An 18,971-nucleotide genomic window follows, 5' to 3' on the forward strand; every position below is an offset into this window, starting at 1 on the left:
CAAAGGCAGAAGACGGGTGTGAAAAGCATAACAACAAATAAAAAAAACAAACAATTAAAAGTCCTCGGAAATAAACATAATTTACATCCATTGACGAACAAAAATTCCCCTCCTTCGGAGGGGTGGATTCGACCGATGGGAGAAGACGGGGTGGTTAAAAATAAGACAACAAACAACAAACAACAAATAATGAAAAAAATCCTCACCGAAATAAATGGAATTCCGATTTACAGAAACTTCGTAGAAGACCTGCCTTATAATCCCCAATTAAAACCCTTATTAAACGGAAAAAGAAATGCCGGAATCCTCAGCGAAGTTATCTTCTGGAAGCAGGTTCGGGCGAAAACTTTCCACCAGCTAGATTTTGACAGACAGCGGATTATCGGAAATTATATCGTTGATTTTTATGTCAAAACATTAGGTCTTGTTATCGAAATAGACGGCTGGAGCCACAATAACAAAGAAATCTACGATGACGTAAGACAGCAATATCTCGAATCTTTAGGTTTAACAATATTCAGAATAACAGATTCTGATGTAAGGAATAACCTCGCTGTAGTAATGAAAGACTTAGAAAATTTCCTTATCGAACATTATAAATATTAGCAGGCAATATTCCCCTCCCATGGAAATCGAGGAACGAGATTCGCCGATTCCGATTTATAAATAAAAATGAAAGAGGCATTGGTGGATTCGACCAACGGGAGAAGACGGGGTGGTCAAAAGAACAACGACAAACCAATAAACCTTACCGTATAAAACCACCCCGTCAAAAATTCTTTGAATTTTCGCCACCCCTCCAGACGAGGGGAATTAACCACTCATAAGATTCCATCTACAAAAAACTCTGAGATTAGACGCTTTTGCTGTTCATATTTTAAACAATATATTTACATCAACATTTTATGTATGACAAAACTCTTTACAAAGTACCTGTTTCTATGGTTTATTCTTCCGATTATAATAATAGTAATTATTTTTAATTTTCCTACGACAAAATTTGAAGTTGGATATTTTGGAGTCAATAGAACTGTAAATTTTAGTAAAATTGACACTGTTTTTGGAAATACGATATACAATTTTTCCTTTTTTCTTATTACATATCCAGTGTATTTCCTAAGCTACTTTATTATTTTTTTAATTCGAAAACATACAGATTTTAATTATTCCATAATACATTTCAGTATATTTATAATTAATTTTATTTTGCTTTCTGTCAATGCAGAGAATAGATTCTTAATTCCTTTATCTGTAATTTGCTTCGTATTTTTTATTTTGAATATCTTTAAAACCTTGAATTCAACCAACTGTAAACATTAAACATAGAACTTTAAACTGCAATATGACTTTCCAGGAACAGATACAGCAGGGCATCCCGAGCCAACTGCCACAGCCGAAACCTTACGAAACCAATATCAACCATGCTCCGAAACGTAAAGAGATTTTGGGGGAAGAAGAGAAAAAACTCGCCCTAAAGAATGCTTTGCGGTACTTTGAGCCTCAGTTTCATGCGGAACTTCTGCCTGAATTCAGAGAGGAACTCGAAAAATACGGAAGGATTTATATGTATCGTTTCCGTCCGGACTATGAGATGAAGGCAAGGCCAATTTCAGAATATCCCGGAAAATCGGAGCAGGCAAAAGCGATCATGCTGATGATTCAGAACAATCTGGATTATGCCGTGGCGCAGCATCCGCATGAGCTGATTACCTATGGAGGAAACGGAGCGGTTTTCTCAAACTGGGCGCAGTATCTTCTAACGGTGAAATACCTGTCCGAAATGACAGATGAGCAGACTCTCGTCATGTATTCCGGGCATCCCATGGGATTATTCCCTTCACATAAAGATGCGCCGAGAGTGGTCGTAACCAACGGAATGATGATCCCCAATTACTCCAAACCGGACGACTGGGAAAAGTTTAATGCATTAGGCGTTACGCAGTACGGACAGATGACGGCAGGAAGCTATATGTATATCGGGCCGCAGGGAATTGTTCACGGAACAACAATTACCGTTCTCAATGCTTTCAGAAAAATCAATAAAGAACCGAAAGGCGGATTGTTCGTAACCTCCGGATTGGGCGGAATGAGCGGGGCGCAGCCAAAAGCGGGAAATATTGCAGGCTGTGTTACAGTGTGCGCGGAAGTAAATCCGAAAATTACCAAAATCCGCCACGATCAGAAATGGGTGAACGAAATCCATGAAAATCTTGATGAATTGGTAGAAAGAGTAAGAAAAGCGCAGGAAAACAAAGAAACCGTTTCATTAGCTTATCTCGGAAATATCGTTGAGGTTTGGGAAAAATTCGACCAGGAAAATATAAGAATTGACATCGGTTCGGACCAGACATCGCTTCACAATCCGTGGGCGGGAGGCTATTATCCTGCCGGGCAGAGCTTTGAAGAATCCAATAAAATGATGGCTGAAGATCCCGAATTATTCAAAGAAAAAGTTCAGGAAACGCTGAGACGACACGCAGAAGCCATCAACAAACATACCGCCAAAGGCACGTACTTCTTCGACTACGGAAATGCTTTCTTATTGGAAGCTTCCAGAGCCGGAGCAGATGTAATGGCAGATAATCCTACGCTCGGAAGAGAATTTAAGTTCCCTTCCTATGTTCAGGATATTATGGGACCGATGTGTTTCGATTACGGTTTCGGGCCGTTCCGTTGGGTATGTACCAGCGGAAAACCGGAAGATCTGCAGAAAACGGATGACATCGCCTGTGCGGTGTTAGAGGAAATCCAGCAGAATTCTCCGGAAGAAATCCAGCAGCAGATGAAAGACAATATCCAGTGGATCAAAGGCGCGCAGGAAAATAATCTGGTCGTAGGTTCACAGGCCAGAATTCTCTATGCCGATGCGGAAGGAAGAATGAAAATCGCCGAAGCATTTAATAAAGCCATCAGAAACGGGGAGATCGGACCGGTAGTGCTGGGAAGGGACCATCACGATGTTTCGGGAACGGATTCGCCGTACCGCGAGACTTCCAATATTTATGACGGATCAAGATTTACCGCAGATATGGCGATCCACAATGTGATCGGTGACAGTTTCCGGGGGGCTACGTGGGTTTCCATTCACAATGGAGGCGGCGTAGGATGGGGTGAAGTGATCAACGGAGGTTTCGGAATGCTGCTGGACGGAAGCGATGATGCCGACCGAAGATTAAAATCCATGCTGTTCTGGGATGTTAACAACGGAATTTCCCGCAGAAGCTGGGCCCGAAATGAAGGGGCTGTTTTCGCCATCAAAAGAGCGATGGAAGCAGAACCGAAACTCAAAGTGACGCTCCCTAATTTTGTGGATGAAAGTTTATTCTAACGTCATTGCGAGGAGGAACGACGAAGCAATCTGTTGAATGGTTGAAAATTATTTGAACGGATTGCTTCGCTTTGCTCGCAATGACGGACAATAATAAAACCTGCTGTAAGGCAGGTTTTTATCTATAACAAGAAAACCGTCCCATCGAGTAGCTTTGCAAAAGCGTATCGAGAAGTTTGATGACAGGCTCTCGATACATCCGACAACAGGATAATTGATACTGGAATATAAAAAAACCTGCTTTTGAGCAGGTTTTTCGTTTTTAATTTATCGTTCTATTTTGGTCCGTTAAAAGTTATTCCGAGAGAAAAAACAGGCTTGGTCAGTTGCGTTCCGTTGATAAAACTCCCGTTTCCCATCACAAACTGATAACCGACCCTCGACGTAAGATAGACTCCGACCTTTTCTTTGGTGATATTTCCCAGTTTATAAGAAAGATCCAGTCCCGGCTGTATATTATAAAACAGATCCCGGCTTAATCTTCTCGGAACTTCATATTCATTTACAAACCATACTCCCCGGATTTGATTGTAAGACATTTCCGTATATGTTTCATCAGGGTTTACCAGGCTTAGAAAATAGATCCCGGTAGAAATATAAGCGCTTAAAGTGAGGTTTTCTTTTTTGATCAGATCATTTTGGGCAAGTACGTTGAAGGTAGTATGATAAGATCTGGTTCTGTTGGCCGGATATCCAAAATTTTCCGAATGATTCTGTTGGGTATACGCCAGTTCGCCACCCAACGAAACGCGGTCATTCACGTATATCCTTCCATTCATTTGAAAAGCTGGCAGGTGCTTTTTTAAACCGGGCTGTAATTGTAATCCTGCAAAAACGGCAATATGATCTTTTTGTGCAAAGAACAGGTTAGAGGTTGATAAAAATCCCAAAATATAAATCACTTTTTTCATACGGATATAATTTACTGTTATATTGGCTATGACCGTACTATTGTTAAAGGTTGCACATCTTTAAAAACGGTACGCTCTATATACAAGACGAAAAAAGAGTTTGATGGTTGCCTGATTACAAATGATTCTTCTTAAAAATCAGGTGTAGGTAATATAGGTTTTAGGATAAAAATATTTTTAGATGGTAAAAATCCCGTCACTTCGAGTAGCTTTGCAAAAGCGTATCGAGAAGTCGGTGATGGGTTCTCGATACATTTTTCGGCGCTGCGCTGCGAAAAACACTCGAACTGACGGAAGCCGTTACTTCTTTGCAGAGACAGTCGTCACTTCGAGTAGCTTTGCAAAAGCGTATCGAGAAGTTGGTGATGCGGTCTCGATACATCCGATTGCATCGGACACCCAACTGACGGAGTGACTTCCGTATGGTAACTCCGCTTTGTCAAAGTTCCGGTCTTTTTTTGATTCATATCAGTGACAAAATTTATTAAAGGACTTCTTCTTATTTACCGAGAATTTCAATGGTATCCTCATTGGCAATGGCTACCTGTTTTGTTATTTGGTTAAAAGCAATAAGAGGTATTTTCTGAGTGCTGAAAACAATTGAAGAAACCTGTTTTCCTGATGAAATTTCTTTTATTTCGTCCACAACTTTCCCGGTCTTGTAATTAATAATCTTAGGATATTCGTAGAGTTCCCAAGCGAAAGTATCGTCGATGGCGATCAGGTTTCCTCCAATGGCACATTCCGGTGTAATGATATCCGAAACGGTATTCGTAACAATATTCCATATGCCGATTTGCCCGTTTTGAAGCTCATCGGGAAACTCATCATCAAAAGGTTCGGTCTCATTAGGAGCACCGATGAGTACAAGTTCATTATTGATAAAACTCGCCGTGCTTATTTCTGCACAAGTTTCAGGTTTTATTCTGCTTTTATCTAATGCTTTCGGGTTCTTAATACATTCTTCGATGTCGAATACTTCTACAAAATCATAAGGATGCCATACCCAGCCTTTGCTCAATAAGGTTTTCTGATCAGGACTTACCTCGAGTCTTGAATGAAAAAAATGGCCGGGTTTTCTGTCGCTGGTATTGGTTAAAAGGACTCCGGTTTCTACCTCTTCGAATTCCAGTCTGTTGAAGTCGTTCGGACAATGAATCAGGATATTTCTTCCGTCTTTAAGCTTTGCAAAAGCAGCAGGATATTCATATACGTGAGCATGATAATAAGAGCGGTTGATTTCTCTCAATATTTCTCCGTTTTTTAGCAAAAGTCCTTTTGTTCCTAATTTTTTATAGAGGAATGAATAGACACCGTCTGAAGAGCTGATGGCACCATCAAAGGAAAAAGCATGATAATACCTGATTAATAGATGATCATCCCCGTCAATTGGAAAAAGTACTCTTCCTCCATTTACCCAGTCTACCAGATGATTTCCTGTCCAGTTTAGGGTTGCCGGTTGTACTTCATGTAACGTCTGTCTCTGCATAAGTTTTCAATGGTTTTATTTGAACTTTTAATAACCATGTAGGTCAGCACAAATATATCCAAATTATAGCAACATTGAATATCAGTTGTACAGACAGAAATTTTCTTACACACACTTTGTCAAAGTTCTGATCTTTGGCAAAGTTTAAAAATAAGAAAACCTGCTTTACGGCAGGTTTTGTTTTATTTTAGAGTGGATTGTAATCTGTGCTTTGTTTTGTAACGCTCACGGATTGAAAATTTGCAAGATTGGTATAAGAATTTATTTTTTACGCAGGAATTCAAGACCTAAAAATTTAATTTTTTCATTTTCATTACTAAACCTTATTTTCCATCTTTTTTCCATAAATTCTATTAATTTTAAACCTCTTTCAAGAATTTCTTTTGATGTCCATTCTGTATAATTTGTAATTTCATTTTCTGAGTAACAGCCATACCTATAGCCGACAGCATTTAGATTATTACTAATTTTATTTTCAAAACATTTATCCTTTAATGATGAATTTTTTTCTTTTGAAATAGGTAATAGGTTTCCTAAGGAATTTCGCAAAGATTTTCGTTGTGGTGATGTGAAATTTTTAAATTTCTCTCTCCAACAAAGTTGTCTCGATGACTGGGGATAAATATGCTCAATACTTTTATAGTCAAAATTATCAAAAATTTCCCAATCTAATTTAACTCTTTTTGTCTTTGAATTCTCGCTCAATGTTAAATCATATTCATAGAGAAAATACCTTATTCCAGCCCATTGATAAAATCCTTTATCTCTAAATAACTTTATCATCAGATCTCTTGCTTCCCTAGTATTTAAAAACTTGTTAGCATTGTCTTCGATTTTTCTTATAAGTTCTTCAGACGTAAATTTTCTATTATGGAACTCTATTGAAAGTTTTAAAAAATTTAAATCATCAACATCTAAATAGTAAAATCTTATATTATGTAAACTAACAATAAAAATCAGCCTTTCAATTTCAATTAAAAACTGCAATCTCTTTCTATTACTATGTTCATTTTTGAAAAATATCATTATCAAAGGAGAAACTGCATTTATTCCTATTCGATTTATTTTGTCTAGGTAATTTTTAACTTCAGAAGAATAATCGGAATCTTGCGGATTATGTAGTTGATACCAAATATCTACTGAGTTTTGTAAATTTTCGACATAATTGTTAATTGAAATTAAGTCGATCTTTGAATCATTTAAATTTTTTGTTGTAAACTTTTTTTCTAGCAAAAAATTTGCATATTCGTCTCTCTGCGGAGAATTTAGACTTGGAATTCTAAGTGTTTTTGCAACGTATTCTTCTTTTGGGAATAATTCAGAACCAAAATAAATTATATAATGATTGAACAAAAATATATCATCTTTAAGTGGTTTGGATTTATTTCTACCTAAATTATGATAAATAGATTTCCAACATTCATTTATTTTTTTTCTTAAACTATTTTTCTCATAATCCTCGTTTGAGAGTTTTGTACTTAAATAAATTAATCTATTTTTTAATAATTCAAGGTGGGATAATGGCTTGCCTCTATTATTCATTGTTTCAAACGAAACAAATGTGTCTATATCAGAAGTAATTGTATAAATGTTAAAAAACAAATTTTGTGTAAGCTTGCGATATAGTAATTCTATTTTTTTTATACTCAAAGCATCAAGTTGGCTTAAAAAAAAACTTTTTGCATTTTTTAAGTTTTGAGTGTATATTGTCTCTTGTTTTTGAGATTTTGTTTCAGAGTGCTCTAAAAATATTTCTGTTTTAAGATACTCATAGCTTGGATTATCTTTTTCATAACCAAAAATATATGATCTTGATATACCATTATCCTTAGAATCAAAGATGAATTTTTTTCGTATATCGCTTATGGGTGTGTAATTTAATTCTTGACACTTTTTTGAGGAAGCTTCTATAATCGACTGAATCAAAATTAATGAAGTTGTTAAGCGTTGTTGCCCATCAACAATATAATATGGATAATAACTTTTACTGCTAATAATCCATGTGTCATCATGCCAATTACTTGAAATAACATCTTCAACAGGTTCTAAAGTTATCACACCCGTATAATGATTTTTACCATCTTCTAGTTGTTCTAAATCATTCCAAAAATCTTTTAATTGCTTCTCTGTCCAAGCATAACCTCTTTGATAATCTGGTATTCGAAATAGCCTCTCATTAAAAATTTTTGAAAGTGAGAACAATGTAGACTCCATTTTTATTTTTTTGTAGTTTAATTTTTAGTTTTCTAATTTAGAAATAAATTAAATATTAAAGTAGACAAATGATATAAAAACAGATTTATATTTAGACTAATGCCACTTATCTACAAACAATTGTATTATTATTTCAAATACTTCTAAATATAAGTATATAATTAAGTGCTAAAATAAAAAACCACCACCACATTCCATTCCGTATTTCTACGGAATTTAAAACAACCCTGAAACAAATCTCCTGCAACTGCATGAAGTCTCCTGCAAGTTGCGGGAAACCTCCTGCATCTGCATTTTGTTTAAAACAAGTCTGTTTGTAACCTCCTGCAATTGCATGAAGTCTCCTGCAAGTTGTGGGGAACTTCATGCAACTGCATTTTGTTTCCCGCAAAATGTTTTAAACTAAATGTAGAATTTTTTATATTTGTTCGTCTCAATTCATAAATAATTAACAATAAAAACACATTTCAAGTATGAAAATCTCATTAGTGAGGCTGAGTACCAAAGACTTGGCTACTCTTGCCCAGCGAATTATTTCGAATGCCCAATCGGGAAAATATCCTGTTATTTCCAACCATCCTCTTGTATCAGCGATACAGACTTCTTATGCAGCGTATGATGAGGTGTACACCAAGCAGATCTATAGCGGGAAGGGAACAGATGTTGCCGGCGCAGATTATGAACGCGACGTTGCGTACAAAAGCCTCAAAGCATTTTTAAACGGTTACCGTAAGCTTTCCACAGCGGTCAATTATCAGCTGGCAGAGGAACTGTACCAGGTATTTAAGCAGTTCGGACTGGATCTCGACCGGCTGAGCTATTCGTCCCAGACCGCCCAGATGAAAAAGCTGATCGAGGAGCTGGAACGTCCTGAAAACAGCCAGAAAATCACCGCACTTTCCCTGAATGCAGCATTTAACGAAATGAAAGCCAAGCATGACGCTTTTGAACTGATCTTTGCCGGTCAGGCTGAAGCCAATGCTGACCTCCGGCAGATGTCCAGCGCATCAGCCATCCGAAAGGTCCTTGAGAAAAACCTCAAATCGTATTTCAATTTGCTGACGGCCATGAAGGAAGTATCGGGATGGGAGCTTTTCTACAACGATGTGAACGAACTGGTAAAAGCCGCTAAAAATTCCTCATCGGGAAAGGGCAAAGACGACGATCAGCCTAAAAGCGAATAGCTTCATCAACTCAGCACCGCGCTGGGTTTTTTTATGACTGTACGGAAGGGTTATGGGAAATAAATGTCACCATTTCCAACCTTTTCAGCGGGTACTGCATCTTTATAAGAAAAGTATGCTATGAAATTAACGATACCGACCCCATGTCATGAAAACTGGGAAGAGATGGCTCCGGCTGAACGGGGAAGATTCTGCTCCGTATGCGTAAAAACCGTACAGGATTTTACCGCCCTTCCCGATGAGCACCTTATGGAAACCCTTTCGCACAGCACTGAAAATGTCTGCGGCCGTTTTACAACGTCACAGCTCAACCGCGACCTGCAGTTTTCCTATATCAACACGCTGTTGGCAAAGTTTGCGGTAGGTTTTATCCTGACCGCAGGCGGATTTACGGCTGTTAAAGCCCAGCAATGCGAGCCTAAGAAAGACAGTAGACCGGAAGAGACGAAAGGAAATGTACAGTCGGTGGTCGTAAAGATTCCGTTAAACACATGAGTATGGTGGTAGGAGGGCTGCAAGCGGTAAGCATCAGAACCAATGTTCCTGTGTATGTGGTTGATGGAAAAATAATGAGTGAGAAGAGATTCAGAAAAATCGATTCACAGCATATTGATAGTGTACGGGTGTTAAGGGGAGAGGTTGCGATTGCCGCTTATGGTAGGAAAGCAAAACACGGAGCGGTTGTCGTGACGACAAAAATGAGGTGAAGAATCTTTAATTTTATTTCCGTTTAATTTGTCATGCTGGAAGCATCTGAACAATGATTTGTTGTGCGTCTGTTGCATTGTTTAGATCCTTTACAGGATGACAATAGAAATGATCGTTTAAAAACAATGAATAATTGTTTGGTGTTTTGTGGGATTGTAGTGATGGATGTTTTTAAACCACCCCGTCAAAAATTTTTTAAATTTTCGACACCCCTCCAAAGGAGGGGAATTTTTATTGTGTTGGTGGTATATTGTTTTGTCATTCTGAACAGAGCGAAGCGGCGTGAAGTATCTTTTTAACCACAGATTTCGCGGATTTACACGGATGATTGTGTGTTATCTTGGCGGATGAGATTCTTCCTTCGTCAGAATGACATCGCATTATTGATGTGTGTTCCTGCTTGTATTAAGCTTGTTATGCTGTAGTTTTTAAACAATAATTTGTTGTGTGTGCTGATGGTTGGTTTAGATTCTTACAGGATGACAAACAGGGATGGTGTTTTTTAAACAATGAATAATTGTTTGGTGTTTCGGTGGATTGTAGTGATGGACGGTTTGAAACCACCCCGTCAAAAATTTTTCAAATTTTTGCCACCCCTCCAAAGGAGGGGAATTTTTATTGTGTTGGTTGGGATCCTTTGCGGGATGACAATCGGAGCGTATGAATTCTGAATGTGCAGAGTAAAAGCATCAGCAGTTATATGTTAATTTTATTTCAAATAGAGCAAATCTATTAATTCAGTCTTTTTAAAATCAATTTTTAGGTCTACCTTTATTCTATTCAAATAAATAACATTAAACAGTAATACAATAAAAAGATCTATGGAATCATCAAGCACCCCTTTATTTCACGAAATATTCAAACCCTACAACGAAATTCCCGAAGAGTATAAAGTTCCCGAAATCCACCAGCGCGAATACCTCCTCAATGGTGAGCTGGTAGCCTGGAGCGGAGACGTACAGGAAATCTATTCGCCGGTATGTATTCCCACAGAAAACGGTCCGCAGCGGAAGCTTCTGGGAAGTGTTCCCAACATCGGCCCGAAGGAAGCAATGGAAGTGCTGGATGCCTGCGTAAAAGCTTATGATAACGGGTTGGGAGAGTGGCCGACGATGTCGGTGGAAGGAAGAATCAAATGTATGCAGAAGTTCGTATACCTAATGATTCAGCAGCGGGACGTGATCATCAGGCTGCTGATGTGGGAAATCGGAAAAACATTAGGAGATTCTACCAAAGAGTTTGACAGGACGGTAGATTATATCAACCAGACCATTGATGCGTTAAAGGATCTTGACCGCGAGTCGTCCCGCTTCCAACAGGCGGAAGGTACCATCGCACAGATCAGAAGAGCGCCTTTGGGAGTTGTTCTCAGTATGGGACCTTTCAATTATCCTTTAAATGAAATATTTACGACGCTTATCCCTGCGCTGATTATGGGAAATACGATTCTGTTTAAACTTCCTAAACATGGTGTTCTCGCACATTATCCTTTGCTGAATGCTTTTAAGGAAGCTTTCCCGAAAGGAACAGTTAATACATTATACGGAAAGGGCTCTGAAATTATCACCCCGATTATGGAAAGCGGAAAAGTGAATGTGCTGGCTTTCATCGGTTCCAGCAAAGTGGCCAATGGTTTGAAAAAACTTCATCCGAAGGTTAATCGTTTACGTGCTATTTTAAGCCTTGATGCAAAAAATGCTGCGATTGTTACCAAAAATGCCAACCTTGACGTTGCGGTGAATGAGTGTATTCTGGGATCGCTTTCTTTTAACGGACAGCGTTGTACTGCTCTTAAGCTGATCTTTGTACAGAAAGACGTAGCAGAAGCGTTTACGCAAAAGCTGACAGCTGCTGTTGCAGCGATGAAGCCAGGGCTTCCGTGGGAAAAGGATGTTAAAATAACCCCGCTTCCGGAAGTCAATAAGCCGCCTTACCTGAAAGAATGTATAGATGATGCGAAGTCAAAAGGCGCCAAAGTTCTTAATGAGAATGGTGGTTTTAATGAGGCTTCTTTCTTCTTCCCGGCGGTGGTTTATCCCGTAAACAGCGATATGAAGCTTTATCATGAGGAACAGTTCGGGCCGGTGATTCCGGTGGTTCCTTTCGAGAGTATTGATGAGCCGATCGAGTACCAGGTGAATGCAGACCACGGAATGCAGGTGAGCATTTTCAGTGAAGATCCATTGGAAGTATCGAAATTAATCGATCCTTTCGTTAATCTTGTAAGCCGTGTGAATATTAACTGTCAGGCACAGCGTGGCCCGGATGTTTTTCCTTTTACGGGAAGAAAAGACAGTGCGGAAGGAACGCTTTCGGTATTTGATGCGTTACGTTCTTTCTCTATTCGTTCGCTGGTAGCTGCGAAAGTAACGGAATCGAATAAGAATCTTCTGAATACGATTGTGCGGGATCATGATTCTAATTTCCTGAGTACGGATTATATTTTTTAATATTAAGTGATGGGCTTTGTCATTTTGAACAGAATGGAGGGGCGTGAAGAATCTATTTTCCCACAGATTTCGCGGATTTGCACGGATCTGTGATTTGAACAGAGCGGGGTGATGTGAGGAATCTTTTTAGCACAGATTTCGCGGGTTTGCACGGATCTTTGATTTGAACAGAGCAGTGCGGCGTGAAGAGTTTTTTTTAAGCACAGATTTCGCGGATTTACACGGATGATGGTGCGTTATCATGGGGAGATTCTTCCTTCATCATAATGACACAGGGAGGGGTTTGTTGAAGCAGTGAATGCTTGTTTTGAGTGAATTGTTAATGTTGTGATCTTTTTAAACCACCTCGTCGTAAATTCTTTGAATTTTCGCCACCAGTGCCTCTGTGCTTTTTATTTATAATTATTTATAAATAGAATCGGCGAATCTCGTTCCTCGATTTCCAAGGGAGGGGAATTGTATCGTGTTAGTGGAATATGTTGTTCTGTATTCTGAACAGTTATTTCCATTACGTTTGTCATGCTGAAAGCATCTCTACAGCGCTTTATTGTGAGTTCAGTAGTTGCTTCGACCGATTTAAGATGGGGTAGATGGTTGGTTGAGTAACTTTTATTTTAAAGAATTACATCATTATACTATATAATAAATCCGCAGCACCAAAGGTGCTGCGGATTTTTGATTGATGAAATCAAAACATATATTGAAGAGAATTGTTATTGCGAAGTAAGAAATCTGCTGATGATCGCGTTCAGCTCTTCAGCATGGGTCACGTTGAGACCGTGAGGTGCGCCTTCAATAATCATGAAATCGTTGTTAAGAATTCCGTTGGCGGCTTGTTTTCCGGCAGTGTCAATAGGAACGATATTATCTGAATCTCCATGTACGATGAGTGTTTTTACGGTTACGTTTTTCAATTCGGGACGGAAATCGGTATTGGCCCAGCTTTCCGCACATTTTATGGTAGCGATGGGATTGGCAAATGATGCAATGGCCCAGTCGTAATCCAACTGCTTCTGGCTTACTGCTTTTGAAAGCAGTCCTACATTGTAAAAATCTTTATGGAAGGATTCCAGGAAGGTGATGCGGTCTGTTTTCAGGGCATTCATAATTTCATCAAGCTTTTCCTGAGGAACACCGTCGGGATTGTCATCTTTCTGTTTTACCAAAGGAATAATGGATGAAATTAACGCGACTTTATCGATGTTTTCGGTTCCGTAATTGGTGAGATACCGAACGACTTCGCCACCACCCATTGAAAATCCGAAAAGGATCACATTTTTAAGATCCAGCTGCGTGATGATTTCATGAAGATCCTGCGCAAGCCCGTCATAATCGTAACCATTAAGGCTTGGCGATGATTTCCCGAATCCTTTTCGGTCATAGGTAATAACCCGGTAGCCGAGATCCAGCAGAACAGGAATCTGCATTTCCCACGATTTTCCGCTTAACGGCCATCCGTGAATTAAAATAATGGGTTGTCCGGATCCTAAATCTTCATAGTAAAGTTCGACGTTTTTATCGTCCTGTTTCGTAATAAAAGGCATATTGATATTTTTTTGGTGTACCACAGAAGACACAAATATTAAGCCATAAATACCATTTCGTCTATATTGTTCTTGTTATACTATATCCGTTAATTGTCCGCCAGTTCAGGGGTTTTGCAGTGTAGCAAAGAAGATGTACCGAAAGCTTGTTGACCAGCTTGACCAGTATATTGTTGTAAAAACTAAATTTATTATTAAAAAAAAGCTGACATTCGCTGTAACATTTTTAAAGGGTTGTTACTAACCTCACAGAGCGTTAGAAATTATGGTCTCAACAGAACAGGATTTTTTAGATAAAATTGAAAAGCATAAAGGAATCATTTTCAAGATTTCTAAAATGTACATGGACGATAAAGACGACCGTGACGATCTTTTTCAGGAAATTACCTATCAGGTCTGGAAGGCGTATCCCGGCTTCAAAGGTCAGAGTGAATTTTCTACGTGGCTGTACCGTATTGCCTTGAATACGGCGATTATCTTTCTTAAAAATGAGAAAAAAAGAAGTTTCATCAGTAACGGCTCTTACACCGAATACAAGATTGCCCATGAAGAATTTAGTAATGATAAAGAAGAAAAGCTGAATGAAATGTATAAAGCCATCAACCAGCTGAATCCTATTGACAAAGCTTTTATTTTCTATTATCTCGAAGATTTTTCCGGAAGAGAGATTGCAGAACAGATGGGAATTTCGGAAGGAAATGTACGGGTAAAAATGAACCGCGCCAAGAATAAACTTAAAGATATTTTAAACTCAAATCAAACACCATATTAAATCAACTGTCATGAATATCGATGAACTGAAAAATACCTGGAATCAGGACGATTCTTTTGAAGAAACCCCGGAAATAAGTATGGAACAGAAGAATAAAATCAACCTTCCGCTTGAAAAAATCCGCCGCAATATGCGCATGGAATTCTGGTCTACCGTAGGAATTTTTGTTTTCGCATTTACCCTTATAGCCCTTTCTGCCGGACCATTTAAGTTTAAATTTTATATTACCATCCTTATTGCTTCGATGGTTTTTGTGACTTTCTTTTTTTTCAGTCAGTTTTTTAAACTGTATAAAAATATGAGCAGTCCCATGATGAAAACCTACGACAGCCTGAAAGACCTGCTGCACCAATTCCAGCTGAATAAGCAGTATTATCTCTCTTTTTATCTTTCTTTTGTTCCGTTTCTGGTATGTGAGATCATTATTGTTCTCGAATTTATTCCACGGCCGGTACCTTTGTCAGATACGAAAATTGCAAGCATTCTTATCGGCAGTATTGTAATTGTCATGCCTTTGCTTTTTGTAATCGGAAAATGGTGGTTTAAGTGGTTATATGGAAAATACATCATCCAGATTGAGAATCTTGTGAATGAGCTTAAACGATAGTTTCGGCGGGCCGAAAGCCCGCCGAAACCTTTTATTGTGTATAATAAGCAGGAAATTCTCTTATTAGGGCATACATATCTCTCCATTCAAAATAATCCGGACTGACGCTGCTTACATTTTCAAAGCCTTGATCCCGAAACAGTTTTTTTGTTCTGGATACATGAAAGTATTGTGAAACGACGATCACACTTTTGAAACGAATCTGCTTTCGTAAGGCTAATGTATTTTCAACGGTAGCTCTGGTATTATTTCCGAGATTGTCGACAATAATCAGCGAATCGGGAATGCCTTGAATAATAAGAAATTCTTTCATTTTATCTCCTTCATAAAAGCCCTCTTTTCCCAGTCCACCGCTTACCAGAATTTGTTTGACACGTCCTGTCTTAAATAGCTGTACTCCGGTTTTCAGCCGCATTTCGAGCCGCTTGGATAAAGTGCCGTCTTCATTAACTTTATTTCCGAGTATCACGGCAAGATCTGCATTTTTTCTACTGTCGGAAAGTCCGTCAGAAATGATAAATACTGTGTGTCCCACAAACCAGACAGCAACTGTAAAGACCAATATTTTAATTACTTTTAATATATTCTTGACCACTGGCTTACTGTAATTATTTCGCGGTTTTTTCTTTTTTAATTTCATTGAGGATCCAATCGAGCTGAGGGTCTCTTTTATGGATTATATCTTCCATTGTTTCCTGAACGGCAATATCAGGAACCACACCTTTTTTAGTATTGGTAGGAGTGATATCCGGCTGTACAAAAACAAGCCCTATGGGAAGATCGATCATGGAATTGGGAAGTGTCTGGTACGAATAAAATCCGGCTACCGTTCCGTCATTGGCGCCTCCTGTCTCCTCTCCGACAAGGGTTGCTCTTTTATCATTTTTAAGCTTTGAAGTAAGAATCGATGACGCTGAAAAACTCGCTCCGTTAATCAATACGAATATTTTACCTCTGAAAGCATTCTTATCGGGTTTTGATCGTTTATCCGCTTTTATTTTATAGTAAACCTTTCCGTCTTTTTTGTAAGTGCTGAAAGTCTGTGCAAAGAAAAAAGCAGGATAGGTAAGGGTTTTAAATGTGTATTCCAAGACATTGCTCTTGCGGAAGTAATTGGTTTTTAAAGGTGTTGTTGCAGAATTTACCTCAGAAGGTTTAATCAAAATATACGGTTCGGGAGAAAGATACGAGTACAGTTTATGAATCTCTTCCAGTGAGCCTCCATAATTGTTTCTTACGTCTATAATTAAATACGATGAGTGGGTTTCTTTTATTTTTTCAAAGGCATTTTTATAAAATTTACCTGAATAAACCCCAGAAAAACTTTTTACCTGGATGTAAGCAATCGTACTGTCTTTATCAAGGAATTTAAAATTTCTGTTATAAGAATCACTTAAAGCCACATAATCGTTGATTTTTTTCTCGTCGGTTCTTTTTTTGTTTTCCTTTTCTTTTTTAAGGTCATCACCGGATTTGGATTCCCGGGTAAGCTGATAGGTTTTTGTTTTTCCTTCATAAACTGTTTTAATGCTGGCTTGATTTTGAAAGCCTTTCTCTGCAACATAATAACTGAAAAAGAGGTCTTTCAGGAAATACGGCTTAAAAGTGGTATTGAATCCGTCGGTACTGATGAGCTTCCTGTATCTTTTAATGTAGTAAGAAACAGGTGTATGATCGATGGAAAGAATCTCAGTTCCGGGTTTAATATTTTCAACAGAATCTTTATTTCCGCTAATAAAAAGGCGGTCATCCTGAATGTAATAATCGAAGCGGCTGAACATTCCTTTTTTATTCTCCAGGGATTTGATTTCTTTTTTGGTAATCCTTTTAGAAGGAATTCTCAGTGAAAGATGTCCTTCCCGGATATCTGAAACCACCGGCTGCAGCTTAAAATAAAACTGAAGCGGTGTAAGGGGCTTATCAATGGTATTTTTGAGACTGTCAAATTTACGGTCAAGATCCTGCTTTGAAATATACCAGAAAAGATGAGGGTGCATTTCTTTGATCTTTGAATATGCGAAATCCACATCTTGCTTCAGTTTTTCCGGCGGAATACAGATTTTCTGCCGCTCGTTGTGTTTCCGCACCGATCCGCAGGCCGTGATTAACAGAAGAAAAAGCAGGAAGAAATATTTTTTCTGCACTTTTTTTAGTTCAAAATTAAAGTTTTCGTCATTACATTCCGAAAAAAGGCGTAATATTTTCATGTAAAATTAAAGGTTTTATATCGACCGAACGTCATATAGAATATTATCACTCATTAACATTTATCTGAAAAATGATCTACATTATTATCAGCCTGGCTGTTCTATCCATTGTATTGTATTTTGTCGTTACGGGACAGCCAGTCTTCGGTTCGGAAGCAACCGGAGAGCGACTGCTCAAAATACAGCGTTCCAAACATTATAATAATAAGCAGTTCCAGAATATTTCTAATACTCCGGCGCTGGCAGAGGGGTATTCTATGCCCAAAGTGATGTTTAATTTTCTGTTTAATAAAAAGAATCCCCATCTTAAACCTTTGTCTGAAATTCCATCGATACATACGGACCTCAAAAATCTTTCCAAAGATCAGGATGTTTTTATCTGGCTCGGTCATTCATCGTATTATATTCAGACAGACGGCATTTCTTTTCTGATTGACCCGGTGCTGAGTCCATACGGTTCCCCGTTTAAATTTTTTAATAAAGCATTTTCGGGAGCGGATATTTTTAAACCTGAAGATATTCCTGCCATTGATTATCTTATCATCACCCACGATCATTACGACCACCTTGATTACCCGACTGTAAAATCGATCCGAAACAGAGTGGGAAAGGTTATTCTGCCTTTGGGAGTAGGTGCACATCTGGAACGGTGGGGGTATACGGCCGAACAGCTTATTGAGGAAGACTGGGGAACTGCAGTTGACCTGCAAAATAATATCAAAATAATATTTACTCCAGCCAGACATTTTTCAGGCAGGAAGGTAAAAAGAAATGTTACCTTATGGACGTCCTATGTTATGATCACTCCTACGAAAAGATTGTTTCTCGGCGGTGACAGCGGCTATGATACTCATTTTAAAGAGATCGGGGAGAACTACGGTCCGTTTGATTATGCTATTATTGAAAACGGACAGTACAATGAGGCCTGGAAATATATTCATGCATTACCGGATGATGTGATTCAGGCAAGTATAGATGTGCAGGCTCGAAATATCATTCCGGTACATTCATCAAAATTTGCCCTTGCACTCCATGCATGGAATGAACCTCTGAAAAAAGTAACCAGTCTTGCCGAAAATAAACATCTCTCAGTTTTAACACCCATGATCGGGCAACCCGTAGATCTTAACGCGGCAGAGCATCATTTTGAGAAATGGTGGGAAACCGAATAGTTATGCGTGCCAGATGTTTTTGTAGCGTGAAGGATGATTTTCAAACTGTTGCCGTACAAAATCACATTCCGGATCTATAAGAAGATCTTTTTCTTCTGCGTACTTCACCAGTTCATCCAGCAGCATTTTGGCATAGCCCTGGCCTTCAAGATCTTCATTAAGCTTGGTATAGTAAACGATCAGCAGTCTGCCATCAACCTCGATAGACATATAGCCGGACTTTTTTCCTTCTATTATCATCTGCAACTCATCCTGATACGGAGATACTTCAAATTTTATATTTTCCATAGTATTGGGATTTTCGGTGTTAATGAAATGATGTGAGAATTTCTTCATTTAAAATTACAAATTAAAAATGATATATAATATCTAAGAAAATTATCAT

Annotated in this window: 17 protein-coding genes; 9 read left to right on the top strand and 8 right to left on the bottom strand. The window is 38.5% G+C overall.

Translation table 11 applies throughout. The features are described 5' to 3' along the window. Window positions 1-189 precede the first annotated feature (189 nt). Both HHL20_RS03670 and HHL20_RS03675 read left to right on the top strand, forming a co-directional pair. Entirely contained in the window at window positions 190-606 is a 417-nt protein-coding gene (locus tag HHL20_RS03670) for an endonuclease domain-containing protein (RefSeq protein ID WP_169229824.1), read from the top strand. Between the two features lie 736 nt (window positions 607-1,342). Further along, window positions 1,343-3,328 (top strand): urocanate hydratase, encoded by a 1,986-nt coding sequence (locus HHL20_RS03675; RefSeq protein ID WP_169229825.1) that lies wholly within the window; start codon window positions 1,343-1,345, stop codon window positions 3,326-3,328. A 275-nt stretch (window positions 3,329-3,603) separates the two neighbouring features. Here the strand turns inward: HHL20_RS03675 and HHL20_RS03680 are convergent, their stop codons facing one another. From HHL20_RS03680 to HHL20_RS03695, 4 genes are all read right to left on the bottom strand, one after another. Next, window positions 3,604-4,239: a hypothetical protein gene (locus tag HHL20_RS03680; RefSeq protein WP_169229826.1), complete on the bottom strand. Its 636-nt coding sequence runs from the start codon at window positions 4,237-4,239 to the stop codon at window positions 3,604-3,606. A gap of 499 nt (window positions 4,240-4,738) precedes the next feature. Continuing rightward, window positions 4,739-5,728, bottom strand: a complete 990-nt coding sequence (locus tag HHL20_RS03685; protein WP_169229827.1) for a hypothetical protein — start codon at window positions 5,726-5,728, stop codon at window positions 4,739-4,741. 261 nt (window positions 5,729-5,989) lie between these two features. Further along, window positions 5,990-7,942 carry a DUF262 domain-containing protein gene (locus HHL20_RS03690; RefSeq protein WP_169229828.1) on the bottom strand — a complete coding sequence of 651 codons (1,953 nt, stop codon included), beginning with the start codon at window positions 7,940-7,942 and terminating at the stop codon, window positions 5,990-5,992. Between the two features lie 133 nt (window positions 7,943-8,075). Further along, on the bottom strand, window positions 8,076-8,309 hold the full coding sequence (locus tag HHL20_RS03695; protein WP_169229829.1) for a hypothetical protein: 234 nt from the start codon (window positions 8,307-8,309) through the stop codon (window positions 8,076-8,078). 106 nt (window positions 8,310-8,415) lie between these two features. Here HHL20_RS03695 and HHL20_RS03700 point away from each other — a divergent pair, with 106 nt between their 5' ends. The 4 genes from HHL20_RS03700 (at window position 8,416) to HHL20_RS03715 (ending at window position 12,284) form a co-directional block, all read left to right on the top strand. Continuing rightward, window positions 8,416-9,126, top strand: coding sequence for a DUF6261 family protein (locus HHL20_RS03700; RefSeq protein WP_169229830.1), 711 nt, complete (start codon window positions 8,416-8,418; stop codon window positions 9,124-9,126). Window positions 9,127-9,246: 120 nt separating this feature from the next. Then, a complete protein-coding gene (locus tag HHL20_RS03705) occupies window positions 9,247-9,621 on the top strand; it encodes a hypothetical protein (protein WP_169229831.1) in 375 nt (124 codons plus the stop codon). Beyond that, on the top strand, window positions 9,618-9,833 hold the full coding sequence (locus HHL20_RS03710; RefSeq protein ID WP_169229832.1) for a hypothetical protein: 216 nt from the start codon (window positions 9,618-9,620) through the stop codon (window positions 9,831-9,833). The genes HHL20_RS03705 and HHL20_RS03710 overlap by 4 nt, the downstream gene beginning before the upstream one ends. Before the next feature lie 822 nt (window positions 9,834-10,655). Further along, window positions 10,656-12,284, top strand: coding sequence for an NADP-dependent glyceraldehyde-3-phosphate dehydrogenase (locus HHL20_RS03715; protein ID WP_169229833.1), 1,629 nt, complete (start codon window positions 10,656-10,658; stop codon window positions 12,282-12,284). A 713-nt stretch (window positions 12,285-12,997) separates the two neighbouring features. On the opposite strand, the gene HHL20_RS03720 is transcribed toward HHL20_RS03715, so the two are convergent. Continuing rightward, window positions 12,998-13,828 (bottom strand): alpha/beta fold hydrolase, encoded by an 831-nt coding sequence (locus tag HHL20_RS03720; protein ID WP_169229834.1) that lies wholly within the window; start codon window positions 13,826-13,828, stop codon window positions 12,998-13,000. A 265-nt stretch (window positions 13,829-14,093) separates the two neighbouring features. Between HHL20_RS03720 and HHL20_RS03725 the strand changes: the two genes are divergently transcribed. Next, window positions 14,094-14,600 (top strand): RNA polymerase sigma factor, encoded by a 507-nt coding sequence (locus HHL20_RS03725; RefSeq protein ID WP_169229835.1) that lies wholly within the window; start codon window positions 14,094-14,096, stop codon window positions 14,598-14,600. A 10-nt stretch (window positions 14,601-14,610) separates the two neighbouring features. Then, window positions 14,611-15,207 (top strand): hypothetical protein, encoded by a 597-nt coding sequence (locus tag HHL20_RS03730; RefSeq protein ID WP_169229836.1) that lies wholly within the window; start codon window positions 14,611-14,613, stop codon window positions 15,205-15,207. A 31-nt stretch (window positions 15,208-15,238) separates the two neighbouring features. Here HHL20_RS03730 and HHL20_RS03735 read toward each other — a convergent pair whose 3' ends face one another. Both HHL20_RS03735 and HHL20_RS03740 read right to left on the bottom strand, forming a co-directional pair. Beyond that, window positions 15,239-15,769, bottom strand: coding sequence for a YdcF family protein (locus HHL20_RS03735; RefSeq protein ID WP_228463081.1), 531 nt, complete (start codon window positions 15,767-15,769; stop codon window positions 15,239-15,241). Window positions 15,770-15,815: 46 nt separating this feature from the next. Further along, window positions 15,816-17,414: a S41 family peptidase gene (locus tag HHL20_RS03740; protein ID WP_169229838.1), complete on the bottom strand. Its 1,599-nt coding sequence runs from the start codon at window positions 17,412-17,414 to the stop codon at window positions 15,816-15,818. Between the two features lie 71 nt (window positions 17,415-17,485). On the opposite strand from HHL20_RS03740, the gene HHL20_RS03745 reads away from it, so the two are divergent. Next, window positions 17,486-18,586 carry an MBL fold metallo-hydrolase gene (locus tag HHL20_RS03745; protein ID WP_169229839.1) on the top strand — a complete coding sequence of 367 codons (1,101 nt, stop codon included), beginning with the start codon at window positions 17,486-17,488 and terminating at the stop codon, window positions 18,584-18,586. Here HHL20_RS03745 and HHL20_RS03750 read toward each other — a convergent pair whose 3' ends face one another. Then, window positions 18,587-18,874, bottom strand: coding sequence for a GNAT family N-acetyltransferase (locus HHL20_RS03750; protein ID WP_169229840.1), 288 nt, complete (start codon window positions 18,872-18,874; stop codon window positions 18,587-18,589). Window positions 18,875-18,971: the final 97 nt, after the last annotated feature.

Source organism: Chryseobacterium cheonjiense (genome assembly GCF_012927265.1).
Classification (GTDB): domain Bacteria; phylum Bacteroidota; class Bacteroidia; order Flavobacteriales; family Weeksellaceae; genus Chryseobacterium; species Chryseobacterium cheonjiense.

Excerpts from the sequence above, each read along its gene's own strand:
- HHL20_RS03670 (WP_169229824.1), top strand. The coding sequence starts at position 190 with ATGAAAAAAATCCTCACCGAAATAAATGGAATTCCGATTTACAGAAAC.
- HHL20_RS03675 (WP_169229825.1), top strand. The coding sequence starts at position 1,343 with ATGACTTTCCAGGAACAGATACAGCAGGGCATCCCGAGCCAACTGCCA.
- HHL20_RS03680 (WP_169229826.1), bottom strand. The coding sequence starts at position 4,239 with ATGAAAAAAGTGATTTATATTTTGGGATTTTTATCAACCTCTAACCTG.
- HHL20_RS03685 (WP_169229827.1), bottom strand. The coding sequence starts at position 5,728 with ATGCAGAGACAGACGTTACATGAAGTACAACCGGCAACCCTAAACTGG.
- HHL20_RS03690 (WP_169229828.1), bottom strand. The coding sequence starts at position 7,942 with ATGGAGTCTACATTGTTCTCACTTTCAAAAATTTTTAATGAGAGGCTA.
- HHL20_RS03695 (WP_169229829.1), bottom strand. The coding sequence starts at position 8,309 with ATGAAGTTCCCCACAACTTGCAGGAGACTTCATGCAATTGCAGGAGGT.
- HHL20_RS03700 (WP_169229830.1), top strand. The coding sequence starts at position 8,416 with ATGAAAATCTCATTAGTGAGGCTGAGTACCAAAGACTTGGCTACTCTT.
- HHL20_RS03705 (WP_169229831.1), top strand. The coding sequence starts at position 9,247 with ATGAAATTAACGATACCGACCCCATGTCATGAAAACTGGGAAGAGATG.
- HHL20_RS03710 (WP_169229832.1), top strand. The coding sequence starts at position 9,618 with ATGAGTATGGTGGTAGGAGGGCTGCAAGCGGTAAGCATCAGAACCAAT.
- HHL20_RS03715 (WP_169229833.1), top strand. The coding sequence starts at position 10,656 with ATGGAATCATCAAGCACCCCTTTATTTCACGAAATATTCAAACCCTAC.
- HHL20_RS03720 (WP_169229834.1), bottom strand. The coding sequence starts at position 13,828 with ATGCCTTTTATTACGAAACAGGACGATAAAAACGTCGAACTTTACTAT.
- HHL20_RS03725 (WP_169229835.1), top strand. The coding sequence starts at position 14,094 with ATGGTCTCAACAGAACAGGATTTTTTAGATAAAATTGAAAAGCATAAA.
- HHL20_RS03730 (WP_169229836.1), top strand. The coding sequence starts at position 14,611 with ATGAATATCGATGAACTGAAAAATACCTGGAATCAGGACGATTCTTTT.
- HHL20_RS03740 (WP_169229838.1), bottom strand. The coding sequence starts at position 17,414 with ATGAAAATATTACGCCTTTTTTCGGAATGTAATGACGAAAACTTTAAT.
- HHL20_RS03745 (WP_169229839.1), top strand. The coding sequence starts at position 17,486 with ATGATCTACATTATTATCAGCCTGGCTGTTCTATCCATTGTATTGTAT.
- HHL20_RS03750 (WP_169229840.1), bottom strand. The coding sequence starts at position 18,874 with ATGGAAAATATAAAATTTGAAGTATCTCCGTATCAGGATGAGTTGCAG.